The sequence below is a fragment of the Enterobacter cloacae complex sp. I2 genome (genome assembly GCF_014896205.1).
Taxonomy (GTDB): Bacteria; Pseudomonadota; Gammaproteobacteria; order Enterobacterales; family Enterobacteriaceae; genus Enterobacter; species Enterobacter quasihormaechei.
Genome location: NZ_JADBRA010000004.1, coordinates 151,944 through 166,143, shown reverse-complemented (window position 1 = coordinate 166,143; position 14,200 = coordinate 151,944). Strand labels below are relative to the sequence as shown.

The window sequence follows — 14,200 nt, the reverse complement described above, 5'->3', positions numbered from 1 at the left end:
GATGGCTGAGAACAAATTAAACGTAATTGATTTGCACAAGCGCTACGGCGAACATGAAGTGCTGAAAGGGGTGTCGCTGGAGGCTAACGCGGGCGACGTGATCAGTATTATCGGTTCATCAGGTTCGGGTAAAAGTACCTTCCTGCGCTGCATCAACTTCCTCGAAAAGCCGAGCGAAGGTTCGATTGTGGTGAGCGGACAGAACATTAATATGGTCCGTGATAAAGACGGCCAGCTTAAAGTGGCGGATAAAAACCAGCTGCGCCTGCTGCGTACGCGCCTGACGATGGTGTTCCAGCACTTCAACCTCTGGAGCCACATGACGGTGCTGGAGAACGTGATGGAAGCGCCGGTTCAGGTGCTCGGCTTAAGCAAGCAGGAGGCCCGCGAGCGTGCGGTGAAATACCTTGCGAAAGTGGGTATCGACGAGCGTCAGCAGATCAAGTACCCGGTGCACCTGTCAGGTGGTCAGCAGCAGCGCGTCTCCATTGCCCGCGCGCTGGCGATGGAGCCGGAAGTTCTGCTGTTTGACGAACCGACCTCCGCGCTGGACCCGGAACTTGTTGGCGAGGTGCTGCGCATCATGCAGAAGCTGGCTGAAGAGGGCAAAACGATGGTGGTGGTGACGCATGAGATGGGCTTCGCCCGTAACGTTTCTAACCACGTTATCTTCCTGCATCAGGGCAAGATCGAGGAGCAGGGGCATCCTGATGAGGTGCTGGCGAACCCGCAAAGCCCGCGCTTGCAGCAGTTCCTGAAGGGATCTCTGAAATAAAGAGGGCATCATACGGCGGTGCAGCTTAATTGCCCGGTGGCGCTTCGCTTACCGGGCCTACAAAAACCGTAGGCCGCCACGCATTCAGAGCGCACCACGCTCCAGCCGGTACACCCAGTCGTCATACCGCACCCCGTTAATCTCGTATGCCTTCTCCAGCACCTGCGTACGCACAAAACCGGCTTTCTCCAGCACGCGTACCGAACCGCCGTTATCCGCCAGTACATACGCATTAATCGCCTTCACGCCGATCTGGTTAAAGGCGTAGTCACACACCGCGCGCAGTGCCTCGCTGGCAATACCTTTTCCCTGCGCGGCAGGCACCACGGTATAGCCAATATCCGCCTCTTCACGGTTCGCCGCGCTGATTTGCAGCCCGATATCCCCGAGCGGCGTATCGTCATTATGCAGACGGATCACGAAGACATGCTCCGCCATCAGGCGTGCGGCAAATACGCGGCGCGTCTCTTTTTCCGGCGTGATAGCAGCCATGTAGCGCATGATGGTGGGATCTTCACGCAGTGAGCGGAAGAACGCCCAGTCAGAGGGTTTGAAAGGAGAGAGGTGAAGCCGGGTTGTGGTGAGGGTTGCCATAGTTACGCCATATCATCCAGACATGGCGTATGACTGTAACATATTCACTGCACTACATCCCCCAGCGCCTCTTCTAAATCATACCAGCGGAACGTAAATCCGGCCGCTTCCAGCCGTTTTGGCAGCGCGCGCTGGCCGCCCAGCACCAGCACCGACGATTCACCCATCAGCAGCCGAATCGCCGTTGCAGGCACGCGCAGCACCGCCGGGCGATGCAGGGCATGGCCCAGGGCATGAGCAAACTGCTCATTACGTACCGGATACGGAGACACCATGTTAAACGGCCCGCGCAGGTCGTTATCCAGCAGCCAGAGAATGCCGTTGACCATATCGTCGATATGGATCCACGCCAGATACTGCCGTCCGTTACCGATAGGACCGCCAAGCCCCATTTTAAACGGCGGCAGCATTTTACCGAGGATACCGCCCTTCGGGGCAAGCACCACGCCGGTGCGCAGCAGACAGACGCGTGTCTTATCGCTCTGCGCCGCGCAGGCGATACGCTCCCACTGGGCACAGAGTTTATGGGTAAACTCGTTGTGCGGTGGCTCCTCTTCGGTCACCACCACTTCACCGAGATCGCCATAGTAGCCTGTAGCAGAACCGGAAATCAGCACCGAAGGCGGCGTCTCGCTGTTGCGAATCAGCTCAACCAGCTTTTCGGTCATGTTCCAGCGGCTGCTGCATAAACGCTGCTTTTGCTCTTCGGTCCAGCGTTTATCGGCAATAGGTTCACCCGCGAGGTTAATGACGGCGTCAAAGCCGTTCAGATCCTGCCGTTCCGCCAGGCCTTTCCAGATCTCAACGCCGGCACCCAGCACCTGACGGGCTTTCTCCGGGCTGCGCGTGACCACGGTGATGTCGTGATGCAACGCCTGCAAGCGTGGAATGAGATGGCGACCAATCAGGCCCGTACCGCCGGTGAGCAGAATCTTCATACTACCTCCAGGTTTACGCCTGGCGCTGCCAGCTTAACGTCATCGAGACGGAGTCGGCGTAGCGCAGGGCGTGAAGTTTATCGATCTCTACTTCAGCATAAGTGACCCAGTGGTGTTCGCGTGCGATATCGAGCACATCCTGAGTTAATTTTTCCAGTAGCGCAAAACGGTTGTTCTCAACGTACTGGATGATGCTTTTGGTGATCGTGCGATAGTTCAGCGCGTCGTTGATATCCTCGCTGGCGCGCGCCTTGTCTGCCGGGTAATGGATCACCACATTCACCACGATATCCTGGCGGTTAGCGATCTCCTCCTCTTTAATACCGATGAACGTGCGTAAGCGTAAGTTTTTTATACGAATAATAGCGTCATGCTGGGACATTGCAGGTCTTCTCCGTGTCAGTATTTCTGCCTCATCATACATGAGGAGAACACCTGTACCCAACGGGGCGCAGGCTCAAATCTGATGGATTTTTTGCATCGCGCGTTCGGTGGCCGGTCGGGTCCTGATGCGCTCAAACCAGTTGTTCACCGCCGGATAAGAGGCCAGGTCGATCCGGTGGCGTTCATGGGTGTTGATCCACGGCCAGCAGGCGATATCGGCGATGCTGTAATGCTCACCACCGAGCCACGGTGATTTTTCCAGCCGACGATTCAGAACACCGTACAGGCGCTGGGTTTCGACCTGGTATCGCTCAATGGCGTAAGGGATAGTCTGCGGCGCATACGCGGTAAAGTGGTGGTTCTGCCCCAGCATGGGCCCCAGGCCGCTTGACTGCCAGAACAGCCACTGAAGGGTCTGGTGACGCTCGCGCAGTTCACCGCTCAGGAGCTTGCCGGTTTTCTCCGCCAGATAGAGCAAAATCTCTCCGGACTCAAACAGGCTTAACGGTTTGCCGCCGTCAGAGGGCAGGTTATCAATAATGGCCGGAATTTTATTGTTGGGCGATATGGCCAAAAAAACGGGGCGGAACTGGTCCCCTTTACTGATATCCACGCGAACGATCCGGTACTCCACTTCGGCTTCTTCGAGAAAGAGGGTGATCTTATGGCCATTCGGGGTGGGGGCATAATAGAGATCGATCATTCTCAACTCCTGTCAGTGTGAAGAGTGTTGCCATGAAAAAACAGTATAGGTGCTGGCAGAAAATCGTGAGTTTTCATCAGGTGACAGCGAGGCAAAGAGATTATATGTTGAGTGAAAACCAATCAGTTAATGAGGATGTCATGAGCCAGCCTGTAATAACGTTGTGGTCCGATGCGAACTTCTTTTCTCCTTATGTTATGAGCGTTTACGTGGCGCTGGCTGAAAAGGGGCTCGCCGTGAATCTGAAAACTATTGACCTGGACAGCGGCGAACATCTGAAGCCCCAGTGGCAGGGCTACGCGCTTACCCGACGGGTTCCCGTGCTGGAGATTGACGGCTTTGAGCTGAGCGAATCCTCGGCGATTGACGAGTATCTGGAAGATCGCTTTGCTCCGCCAGAGTGGGAACGCATCTATCCTCACGATCTGCAAAAGCGCGCCCGCGCCCGTCAGATCCAGGCGTGGCTGCGCAGCGATCTGGTGCCGATTCGCGTCGAGCGCTCCACGGACGTGGTCTTCGCCGGCGTCAAAAAGCCGTCGCTTAGCACGGAGGGGGAAGCCAGCGCGCAAAAGCTGATTGAGACGGCCTCCTCGCTGCTGGCTCACGGCAGTCCGAACCTGTTTGGCGAGTGGTGTATTGCCGACGCCGATCTGGCGCTGATGCTCAATCGCCTGATCCTCAACGGAGATGCCGTCCCGCAGCTGCTGGTGGATTATGCCGGGTTCCAGTGGCAACGCGCGTCGGTGCAGCGCTATGTGGCACTCTCCGCTAAGCGCGCGGGCTGATCGGACGAGGCGCTTGAGGTATGATAGGGGCAGTCTGATTGTCGGAGGAGTAACTGATGAAACTGATGTTTGCGTCGGATATCCATGGATCGCTGCCCGCGACCGAACGCGTGCTTTCGCTGTTTGCCCAAAGCGGGGCGCAATGGCTGGTCATCCTGGGTGATGTATTAAACCATGGCCCGCGCAATGCGCTGCCGGAAGGCTATGCCCCGGCGCAGGTGGCGGAAAAATTGAATCAGCACGCTTCGCGCATCATTGCCGTGCGCGGCAACTGTGACAGTGAAGTTGACCAGATGCTGCTGCACTTTCCCATCACCGCTCCCTGGCAACAGGTGCTGATGGAAAACAGCCGTTTGTTCCTGACCCATGGGCACCTGTTCGGCCCGGATAACCTGCCGTCACTCGCTGCTGGCGATGTCCTGGTTTCTGGCCATACTCATATTCCGGTGGCGGAAAAACGTGAAGGCATTTATTACTTCAACCCCGGGTCCGTCAGCATTCCAAAAGGCGGTTACCCGGCAAGCTATGGCATGTACGAAGACGGTACATTAAGCGTTATAGCACTTAATGATCAGCAAGTTATTGCACAGATAGCGATTAATCCGTAAGTTACACCTCAACTGCAAACGCGCCGAAAGAGCGCTTAGACGAGAAGGTTTCCCGATGGTGGAGCAGAATCATTTGGCAAGTACTGAATGGGTTGACATTGTCAGCGAAGAGAATGAAGTGATCGCGCAGGCCAGCCGCGAACAAATGCGTGCGGAGCGTCTGCGTCACCGCGCGACGTACATCGTTGTTCATGACGGCATGGGCAAGATTCTGGTCCAGCGTCGCACCGACACCAAAGATTTTCTTCCTGGTATGCTGGATGCCACAGCGGGTGGCGTCGTGCAGGCCGATGAAGTGCTGCTGGATTCCGCGCGTCGTGAAGCGGAAGAAGAGTTAGGTATCGCTGGCGTGCCGTTTGCCGAGCACGGCCAGTTTTATTTTGAAGATGAGCATTGCCGCGTCTGGGGCGGGCTGTTTAGCTGCGTTTCCCATGGGCCTTTCGCCTTGCAGGAAGAGGAAGTGAGCGAAGTCAGCTGGATGACGCCGGAAGAGATCACCGCGCGTTGCGACGAGTTCACGCCGGATTCCTTAAAAGCACTGGCGCTGTGGATGACCCGCAACGCCAAAAACGAATCCGCTAAACCGGAAAATAGAGCGGAGAAAGAGGAAGAGGCTGAGTAAGCCTTAACAGCTTTCCCGCAGGCAAAGGCTGGACGCGATGGGCTTATGGTCGCGCCAGCCCCCGTCGTTCAGTCGTTCCAGTAACGCTTTCCCGGCTTCAATACCAATCTTGCGATGCGGCACCGCCATCGTCGTCAGCGGCGGCTGACAGACGCGGCTGACGTCGCTGTCGCCAAAGCCCACCACCGCTAAATCGTCCGGCACTTTGATGCGCCGACGCTGGCACTCATACAGCGCGCCGCAGGCGAGCTCATCGGACACGCACACCAGCGCGTCCAGCTCCGGCCACGCCAGCAGGAACTCGGGCAGCTGCGCCGCGCCGGTAGAGAAGTTCGGCGGCATGGCGGCATTAATCACCCTGTTCGGCGACATATGGTGGCGCAGCATCGCCTTGTACCAGCCCTGCAAATGCTGCTGAAAAATCCACTGCTCCTGGTTAGCACACAGCAGGCCGATATTCTGGTAGCCGCGCTGGATCACCATTTCTGTGAGTTCATACATGGCGGCGACATTATCAATCCCGATATTCATATCAATCGGATCGGCACGCATCGCACCCATTTCCATCACCGGGATAGAGGCGTTTTTAAGCCAGTGCCGCACGGTATCGGAGTGTTCAACGCTGAGCAATATCGCCGCGGCGATATTCGATGCCAGCAGCGTTTCGAGCAGCTTCTCTTCCTGTTCAAGCCGATGCTGAGATTCCGCCAGCATGATCTGGTAGCCCGCAGGCTGAAGCACCTGCTGTAGCCCGGCGAACATCTCGGAACATCCAGCTTCGGAAAGATTGGGAACAACCATCGCAATCGTCCATGACGACGCTGATGCCAGGGCGCTGGCGGCAAGATTGGGCATGTAACCCAGCTCCTGCACCGCAGCTTCAATTTTTTCACGCAGTTTATCGGAAACCTGTTCGGGCGTGCGGAGAGCACGGGAAACGGTCATCGTGCCTACGCCGGCAAGCTGCGCGACATCCGCGAGCGTTACTTTTCCGGTACTGCGGCGTTTTCGGGTTAAAGACATACATCTTCCTGCTGACAGGACGTGAGTCAGTTTCATCCTTATTTTACGTGACAGGCAGTATACGCCTTAAATCCCTTTTTTTGCTGTGATTTCACACCATGATAGCAATTTGATAGCGCTATCACAGTTCTGCATGTTAGTCATTGGTAGCGCTATCTTTGTGATCACGATCGCAGTCATTGATTGACGGGTTGAATAGAGTTTGCCCATGTCTGGGCTTTAGCGGGAGTGAAAAGTGCTCAAAAAGTGGATATATGATACAACCATAACGCTACAGGATAGCGTTGAAAACTGGCCGCAGGCGCTGGAGCTGTGCGCGAAACCGCTGCTGGATTTGCAGGTGGTTGCGCCGGAATACGTCACGGCGATCATCGAGCAGCACCACGCGCTAGGACCCTACTATGTACTGGCTCCCGGCCTGGCAATGCCGCATGCAAGGCCGGAAGAGGGGGCGAAAGGTCTCGGTCTGTCATTATTGAAACTGAAACAGGGCGTCTCTTTTGGTGCCGGTGAGTTTGACCCCGTCGATGTGATTGTAATGCTGGCGGCGCCGGACAAACATAGCCATATCGAAATGATTTCGGCGTTAGCGGAATTATTTTCCAGCGACGAAGATATGGCTGAATTACACCGGGCGAACACGCTGGAGGAGATAAAAACCATCATCGACCGCTTCTGATTTAATTCTTTAATCCGTTTCATCTCAACATTACGCTTCAGCGTGATGGGGCGTACTCTACTCAAAAAAGGGGATAACAATGAAAATTATGGCTATTTGCGGCTCCGGCCTGGGCAGCAGTTTTATGGTCGAAATGAATATTAAAAAGGTGCTCAAAAAACTGGAGATTGAGGCCGAGGTGGAACACTCCGACCTCTCCTCGGCCACGCCGGGCGCGGCGGACCTGTTTGTGATGGCGAAAGACATTGCGGCCAGCGCCAGCGTGCCGGAAAGCCAGCTGGTGGTCATCAACAATATTATCGATATCAACGAACTCGAAGCGCAGCTGCGCGCCTGGTTCGAAAGACAATAATCCTGATTAGGCGAGGTGGATATGTTTATCCTTGAAACGCTGAATTTCGTTGTTGATATTTTAAAAGTCCCTTCAGTCCTGGTAGGGTTAATTGCCTTAATTGGTCTTGTCGCGCAGAAAAAAGCCTTTTCTGATGTGGTAAAAGGCACGATTAAAACCATTCTTGGCTTTATTGTTCTGGGCGGTGGCGCCACCGTGCTGGTAGGCTCTTTAAATCCGTTAGGCGGTATGTTTGAGCACGCTTTTAATATTCAGGGCATTATTCCCAACAATGAAGCGATTGTATCCATTGCCCTGGAAAAATACGGTGCCTCGACTGCGCTAATTATGGCCTTCGGGATGGTGGCGAATATTATCGTCGCGCGCTTTACCCGCCTGAAGTATATCTTCCTGACGGGGCACCACACCTTCTACATGGCGTGTATGATCGGCGTGATCCTGACGGTCGCAGGCTTCGAGGGAGTAGGGCTGGTCTTTACCGGTTCGCTGATCCTCGGCCTGATTATGGCCTTCTTCCCGGCGATTGCGCAGCGCTATATGAAGCGTATCACCGGCAACGATGAGATCGCCTTCGGTCATTTCGGTACGCTGGGCTACGTGCTGTCCGGCTGGATTGGCAGCAGGGTCGGTAAAGGCTCGCGCTCCACAGAAGAGATGAACCTGCCGAAGAACCTCAGCTTCCTGCGTGACAGCTCGATCTCAATTTCGCTGACCATGATGATTATCTACCTGATCATGGCGGTGAGCGCCGGGCGCGAGTACGTGGAGTCCACCTTCAGCGGCGGGCAAAACTACCTGGTGTACGCCATTATCATGGCGATCACCTTCGCAGCAGGCGTCTTCATCATCCTGCAAGGCGTGCGCCTGATTCTGGCGGAAATCGTCCCGGCCTTTACCGGCTTCTCTGAAAAACTGGTGCCGAACGCGCGGCCTGCGCTGGACTGCCCGGTGGTCTACCCCTATGCGCCAAACGCGGTGCTGATTGGCTTCCTGTTCAGCTTCCTCGGCGGGATTGTGGGCTTGCTGATCTGCGGTCAGTTTAGCTGGGTGCTGATCCTCCCGGGCGTGGTGCCGCATTTCTTCACCGGTGCGACGGCGGGCGTGTTTGGGAACGCCACCGGCGGACGTCGCGGGGCGATGATTGGCGCATTTGCCAACGGCCTGCTGATCACCTTCCTGCCAGTCCTCCTGCTGCCTGTTCTGGGCGCGATTGGCTTTGCGAATACCACCTTCTCGGACGCTGATTTTGGTGCGGTCGGGATTGTGCTCGGCAATCTTGCGCGCTTCCTGTCGCCGCTTGCCATCACCGGACTGGTTGTTGTGTTGTTCGCGCTGCTGGTGGCTTACAACATCTTCGCTAAAAACAAACCTGCGGGCGGTAACGCGCAGGAAAACCCCGGAGCCAAATCATGAATGAGAATGAGATAACCGAACTGGCGCGTCAGATCCGTCTTGAGACCCTGAAATCCCTGACGCAGCTGGGCTTTGGCCACTACGGCGGCAGCATGTCAGTCGTTGAAACGCTGGCGGTGCTGTACGGCGCGGTGATGAAAATAGACCCGGCCGACCCGGACTGGCCAGAGCGCGATTACTTTGTGCTGTCGAAAGGCCATGCGGGCCCGGCGCTCTACAGTACGCTGGCGATTAAGGGCTACTTCCCGGTTGAAGAGCTGAGCACGCTGAACCAGAACGGAACGCGTCTGCCCAGCCACCCGGATCGCCTGAAAACCCGCGGCGTGGATGCCACCACCGGTTCGCTGGGGCAGGGGATCTCGATTGCGGGCGGCATGGCGCTGTCGCACAAGCTGGCAGGAAGGCCTAACCGCGTGTTCTGCATCGTCGGTGACGGGGAGCTAAACGAAGGCCAGTGCTGGGAAGCCTTCCAGTTTATCGCTCACCATCGACTGAACAACCTGACCGTGTTCGTGGACTGGAACAAACAGCAGCTCGACGGTGAACTGGACGAAATTATCTGTGCCTTCGACCTTGAGGGCAAATTCCGCGCCTTTGGCTTTGACGTGGTGACGGTCAAAGGGGACGACATTCCGGCACTGCTGAAGGTGACTTCACCGATCCCTGAGGCCGATGCGCGTCCGCGGGTGGTGATCCTCGACAGCATCAAAGGGCAGGGGGTGCCGTACCTGGAACAGCTCAGTAATTCGCATCACCTGCGATTAACCGAGGAGAGCAAAGCGGCGCTCAACGAGACGATTCGCCAACTGGAGGCTTCACATGATTAAGGTTGCACCGGCAGGACAGAAAGATTCGGTTGAGATGCGTAAGGTCTACGCGGGCTTTGTGGCCAGGCAGATTGAGGCCGGGAGCGAGATCGTTGCGCTCGAGGCGGACCTGATGAGTTCGATGGCGATGGACGGCGTAGCGCGGGATTATCCACAGCACGTCATCAACTGCGGCATTATGGAGGCCAACGTGATCGGAACGGCCGCCGGGCTGTCGCTCACCGGCCGTAAGCCCTTCGTCCATACCTTTACCGCCTTCGCCAGCCGTCGCTGCTTCGACCAGCTGTTTATGTCCCTGGACTACCAGCGCAATAACGTGAAGGTGATTGCCTCGGATGCGGGCGTGACGGCCTGCCACAACGGCGGGACGCATATGTCGTTCGAGGATATGGGCATCGTGCGCGGTCTGGCGCACTCTGTGGTGCTGGAAGTCACCGATGCGGTGATGTTCGACGACGTGCTGCGTCAGCTTATCGACCTGGAAGGCTTCTACTGGGTGCGTACCATCCGCAAGCAGGCGCCGAGCGTCTATGCGCCGGGCTCAACCTTCACCATCGGCAAGGGCAACGTGTTGCGCGAGGGAAGCGATATCACGCTAATTGCTAACGGCATTATGGTGGCGGAAGCGCTGGAGGCGGCGCGCCAGCTTGAACAGGAGGGGGTAAGCGCAGCGGTCATCGACATGTTTACCCTGAAGCCCATCGATCGGATGCTGGTGAAAAACTACGCCGAGAAAACCGGGCGTATTGTGACCTGCGAAAACCACAGCATTCACAACGGGCTGGGATCGGCGGTGGCGGAAGTGCTGGTGGAAACCTGTCCGGTGCCTATGCGTCGGGTAGGTGTGAAGGAACGTTATGGCCAGGTGGGCACGCAGGACTTCCTGCAAAAAGAGTATGGCCTGACGGCGCATGACATTGTGTCGGCGGCGCGGGAGCTGCTGTAATAAAAAAAGGCGACCGGTTAAGTGGTCGCCTTTCTTGCCGGATGGCGCTTCGCTTATCCGGCCTACAAAACCATAGGCCCGGTAAGCGCTAGCGCCACCGGGCTTTTTAACATTACTGCTGCTGCGAAGACTGGATCGCCGTCAGCGCGATGGTGTAGACGATATCGTCAACCAGCGCACCACGGGACAGGTCGTTCACAGGTTTGCGCATGCCTTGCAGCATTGGCCCGATGGAGATCAGGTCTGCTGAACGCTGTACCGCTTTATAGGTGGTGTTACCGGTGTTCAGATCCGGGAAGATGAACACGGTAGCGCGACCTGCAACCGGCGAGTTTGGCGCTTTAGATTTCGCCACGTCAGCCATGACGGCAGCATCGTACTGGAGCGGGCCGTCGATCATCAGATCGGGACGTTTTTCCTGCGCAATGCGGGTTGCTTCACGGACTTTCTCTACGTCGCTGCCTGCACCAGAGGTACCGGTGGAGTAGGAGAGCATCGCTACGCGCGGTTCAATACCGAAGGCAGTCGCGGAGTCAGCAGACTGGATAGCGATTTCTGCCAGCTGCTCTGCGGTTGGATCCGGGTTGATCGCGCAGTCGCCGTAAACGTAAACCTGTTCAGGCAGCAGCATGAAGAACACGGAGGAAACCAGAGAGCTGCCCGGTGCGGTTTTGATCAGCTGCAACGGTGGGCGGATGGTGTTCGCGGTGGTGTGAACCGCACCGGAAACCAGACCGTCAACTTCGTCCTGCTCCAGCATCAGCGTGCCCAGCACCACGTTGTCTTCCAGCTGCTCGCGCGCAACGGCTTCGGTCATGCCTTTGTTCTTACGCAGCTCAACCAGACGGGCAACATAGCTTTCGCGCACCACTTCTGGGTCAACGATTTCGATGCCAGCGCCCAGCTCAACGCCCTGAGACGCCGCAACGCGGTTGATCTCGTCCGGGTTACCCAGCAGCACACAGGTCGCGATACCGCGCTCAGCACAGATGGCCGCCGCTTTAACGGTACGTGGTTCGTCGCCTTCTGGCAGAACCACGCGTTTGCCCGCTTTACGCGCCAGCTCGGTCAGCTGGTAGCGGAAGGCTGGAGGAGACAGACGGCGGCTGCGCTCGGAGGTCGCGGTCAGGGATTCAATCCAGTCTGCGTCGATGTAGCCCGCAACGTATTCCTGAACCTTCTCGATACGCTCGTGGTCATCAACCGGCACTTCCAGGTTGAAGCTTTGCAGGCTCAGGGAGGTCTGCCAGGTGTTGGTGTTCACCATGAAGACCGGCAGGCCGGTCGCGAACGCACGTTCGCACAGCTTGCTGATACGCGCGTCCATTTCGTAGCCACCGGTCAGCAGAATTGCACCGATTTCCACGCCGTTCATCGCCGCCAGGCAGGCAGCAACCAGCACGTCCGGACGGTCTGCGGAGGTCACCAGCAGGGAACCTGCGCGGAAGTGCTCCAGCATGTGCGGAATGCTGCGCGCGCAGAAGGTCACGGACTTCACGCGGCGGGTGTTGATATCTCCTTCGTTGATCACGGTAGCGTTCAGGTGACGCGCCATATCGATTGCGCGGGTGGCAATCAGATCGAAGCTCCATGGCACCGCGCCCAGAACAGGCAGTGGGCTGGAATCTTGCAGCTTAGCCGGGTCAACCTTGATAACTTTCGCTTTGGATGAGTCGTCGAAGATTTCGGACAGGTCAGGACGCGTACGGCCCTGTTCATCAACCGGTGCGTTCAGTTTGTTAACGATCACGCCGGTGATGCTAGTATTTTTCGCACCGCCGAAGCTGCTGCGCGTCAGCTCGATACGCTCTTTCAGCTGCTCTGGGGTATCAGTACCCTGGGACATCACGAAAACGATCTCTGCGTTCAGGGTTTTCGCGATTTCAAAGTTCAGGGACTGGGCAAACTGGTGTTTACGGGTCGGGACCAGGCCTTCAACCAGCACCACTTCCGCGTCCTGCGCGTTAGCGTGGTAGTTGGCGATGATCTCTTCCATCAGCACGTCTTTCTGGTTGCTGGAGAGCAGAGACTCAACGTGGCTCATCTTCAGCGGTTCAGCCGCAGGAAGATTGGAATTCTTACGCACGATGGTGGTGGTCTGGTCTGGCGCATCGCCACCGGCACGAGGCTGGGCGATAGGCTTAAAGACGCTCAAACGAACGCCTTTGCGTTCCATAGCGCGGATCACGCCGAGGCTGACGCTGGTCAGGCCGACGCTGGTTCCGGTAGGGATCAGCATAATAGTACGGGACACGGTTTATCCTCTTTCGTTACCGCCGCGTTGGGCGGGCTACAAAACAGCACCGCCAGCATTGCTGGCGGTGTGGAATCAGGCAGTCAGGCGGCACGCGTCTTGCGCGATGACCAGCTCTTCGTTAGTTGGGATAACGATAGCCGGGCGGGTGCCTTCTTTGTTGATGAAGCCAGACTTGCCGAAACGGGCAGCCAGGTTACGCTCGTGATCGACTTCGAAGCCCAGTACGCCCAGTTTGCCCAGGGACAGCTCACGTACCATTGCCGCGTTCTCACCGATGCCGCCGGTGAAGATAACCGCATCCAGACGACCGTCCATCAGTGCGGTGTAAGAACCGATGTACTTCGCCAGACGGTGGCAGTAAACGTCCATTGCACGCTTAGCGTCTTCTTTGCTGTCGTAGTTGTCTTCAACGTAACGGCAGTCGCTGGTGACTTCGGTCAGACCCAGCAGGCCAGACTCTTTGGTCAGCATTTTGTTGATGTCGTCAACGCTCATGCCCAGGGTGTCGTGCAGGTGGAAGATGATCGCCGGGTCGATATCACCGGAACGGGTACCCATCACCAGACCTTCCAGCGGGGTCAGACCCATAGAGGTGTCAACACACTTGCCGTTGCGGATAGCAGAAACAGAACCACCGTTGCCAAGGTGGCAGGTGATGATGTTGACTTCTTCAACCGGCTTGTTCAGTACTTTTGCGGCTTCCTGAGTCACATAGAAGTGGCTGGTGCCGTGTGCGCCGTAGCGACGTACGCCGTGCTCTTTGTACAGGCTGTACGGCAGGGCATAGAGGTAAGACTCTTCCGGCATGGTCTGATGGAACGCGGTGTCAAACACGGCCACGTTTTTGTCTTTCAGATTCGGGAAGGATTTCAGTGCTTCAGCGATACCGATCAGGTGAGCCGGGTTATGCAGCGGTGCGAAAGACGCAGAGTCTTTGATGCCCTGGATCACAGAGTCGTCAATCACCACGGAACTGGTGTATTTTTCGCCGCCGTGGACGATACGGTGACCAATCGCAGTCAGCTGAGCAGACAGTTCTGGTTTTTGTGCCAGAATAGTGTTAACGATAAAGTTCAGCGCTTCACTGTGAGCGGCGCCTGCACCTAAAGCCGCTTCTTGTTTGCTGCCGTCCATCTTCCACTTGATACGTGCTTCAGGCAGATGGAAACATTCGGCCAAACCAGAGAGGTACTCGTCACCGTTGAGCGCATCGATGATGGCGAATTTCAGTGAAGAGCTACCGCAGTTCAGAACCAGTACTAACTTACTCGACATGGAAGTACCTATAATTGAT

The 14,200-nt window shown here is 56.6% G+C and carries 16 protein-coding genes; 9 read left to right on the top strand and 7 right to left on the bottom strand.

Annotated features, from left to right (window positions below):
- Position 1: 1 nt before the first annotated feature.
- Positions 2–775, top strand: coding sequence for a histidine ABC transporter ATP-binding protein HisP (gene hisP / locus IM300_RS05080; protein ID WP_003861426.1), 774 nt, complete (start codon positions 2–4; stop codon positions 773–775).
- Between the two features lie 84 nt (positions 776–859).
- On the opposite strand, the gene IM300_RS05075 is transcribed toward hisP, so the two are convergent.
- The 4 genes from IM300_RS05075 to yfcG form a co-directional block, all read right to left on the bottom strand.
- Positions 860–1,369, bottom strand: coding sequence for a GNAT family N-acetyltransferase (locus IM300_RS05075; RefSeq protein ID WP_193035567.1), 510 nt, complete (start codon positions 1,367–1,369; stop codon positions 860–862).
- 44 nt (positions 1,370–1,413) lie between these two features.
- The gene (locus IM300_RS05070; protein ID WP_193035565.1) at positions 1,414–2,307 is read right to left on the bottom strand and encodes a TIGR01777 family oxidoreductase; all 894 of its coding nucleotides are present in this window, start codon (positions 2,305–2,307) and stop codon (positions 1,414–1,416) included.
- Positions 2,308–2,320: 13 nt separating this feature from the next.
- Positions 2,321–2,689, bottom strand: coding sequence for a dihydroneopterin triphosphate 2'-epimerase (folX, locus tag IM300_RS05065; protein ID WP_003861432.1), 369 nt, complete (start codon positions 2,687–2,689; stop codon positions 2,321–2,323).
- 75 nt (positions 2,690–2,764) lie between these two features.
- Positions 2,765–3,394: a GSH-dependent disulfide bond oxidoreductase gene (gene yfcG, locus IM300_RS05060; protein WP_063450405.1), complete on the bottom strand. Its 630-nt coding sequence runs from the start codon at positions 3,392–3,394 to the stop codon at positions 2,765–2,767.
- A 140-nt stretch (positions 3,395–3,534) separates the two neighbouring features.
- Here yfcG and yfcF point away from each other — a divergent pair, with 140 nt between their 5' ends.
- Genes yfcF through yfcD form a run of 3 tightly spaced genes read left to right on the top strand, consistent with a single transcriptional unit; the run spans position 3,535 to position 5,409 of the window.
- Positions 3,535–4,179, top strand: coding sequence for a glutathione transferase (yfcF, locus tag IM300_RS05055; protein WP_193035563.1), 645 nt, complete (start codon positions 3,535–3,537; stop codon positions 4,177–4,179).
- Between the two features lie 56 nt (positions 4,180–4,235).
- Positions 4,236–4,787, top strand: coding sequence for a phosphodiesterase (gene yfcE / locus IM300_RS05050; RefSeq protein ID WP_063868180.1), 552 nt, complete (start codon positions 4,236–4,238; stop codon positions 4,785–4,787).
- A 55-nt stretch (positions 4,788–4,842) separates the two neighbouring features.
- Positions 4,843–5,409, top strand: coding sequence for an NUDIX hydrolase YfcD (yfcD, locus tag IM300_RS05045; RefSeq protein WP_063450402.1), 567 nt, complete (start codon positions 4,843–4,845; stop codon positions 5,407–5,409).
- Positions 5,410–5,412: 3 nt separating this feature from the next.
- On the opposite strand, the gene IM300_RS05040 is transcribed toward yfcD, so the two are convergent.
- The gene (locus IM300_RS05040) at positions 5,413–6,432 is read right to left on the bottom strand and encodes a LacI family DNA-binding transcriptional regulator (protein WP_063450401.1); all 1,020 of its coding nucleotides are present in this window, start codon (positions 6,430–6,432) and stop codon (positions 5,413–5,415) included.
- A 235-nt stretch (positions 6,433–6,667) separates the two neighbouring features.
- Here IM300_RS05040 and IM300_RS05035 point away from each other — a divergent pair, with 235 nt between their 5' ends.
- From IM300_RS05035 to IM300_RS05015, 5 genes are all read left to right on the top strand, one after another.
- Positions 6,668–7,111 carry a PTS sugar transporter subunit IIA gene (locus tag IM300_RS05035; RefSeq protein WP_193035561.1) on the top strand — a complete coding sequence of 148 codons (444 nt, stop codon included), beginning with the start codon at positions 6,668–6,670 and terminating at the stop codon, positions 7,109–7,111.
- 79 nt (positions 7,112–7,190) lie between these two features.
- On the top strand, positions 7,191–7,463 hold the full coding sequence (locus IM300_RS05030) for a PTS sugar transporter subunit IIB (protein ID WP_003861447.1): 273 nt from the start codon (positions 7,191–7,193) through the stop codon (positions 7,461–7,463).
- Between the two features lie 21 nt (positions 7,464–7,484).
- The gene (locus tag IM300_RS05025) at positions 7,485–8,876 is read left to right on the top strand and encodes a PTS ascorbate transporter subunit IIC (protein ID WP_063450398.1); all 1,392 of its coding nucleotides are present in this window, start codon (positions 7,485–7,487) and stop codon (positions 8,874–8,876) included.
- Positions 8,873–9,703 carry a transketolase gene (locus IM300_RS05020; RefSeq protein WP_193035560.1) on the top strand — a complete coding sequence of 277 codons (831 nt, stop codon included), beginning with the start codon at positions 8,873–8,875 and terminating at the stop codon, positions 9,701–9,703. Before IM300_RS05025 ends, IM300_RS05020 begins: the two co-directional genes overlap by 4 nt.
- Positions 9,696–10,649, top strand: a complete 954-nt coding sequence (locus IM300_RS05015) for a transketolase family protein (protein ID WP_063868189.1) — start codon at positions 9,696–9,698, stop codon at positions 10,647–10,649. The genes IM300_RS05020 and IM300_RS05015 overlap by 8 nt, the downstream gene beginning before the upstream one ends.
- Before the next feature lie 112 nt (positions 10,650–10,761).
- Here IM300_RS05015 and pta read toward each other — a convergent pair whose 3' ends face one another.
- On the bottom strand, positions 10,762–12,903 hold the full coding sequence (pta, locus tag IM300_RS05010) for a phosphate acetyltransferase (RefSeq protein ID WP_063450395.1): 2,142 nt from the start codon (positions 12,901–12,903) through the stop codon (positions 10,762–10,764).
- Between the two features lie 75 nt (positions 12,904–12,978).
- Positions 12,979–14,181 (bottom strand): acetate kinase, encoded by a 1,203-nt coding sequence (ackA, locus tag IM300_RS05005; protein ID WP_041908924.1) that lies wholly within the window; start codon positions 14,179–14,181, stop codon positions 12,979–12,981.
- Positions 14,182–14,200: the final 19 nt, after the last annotated feature.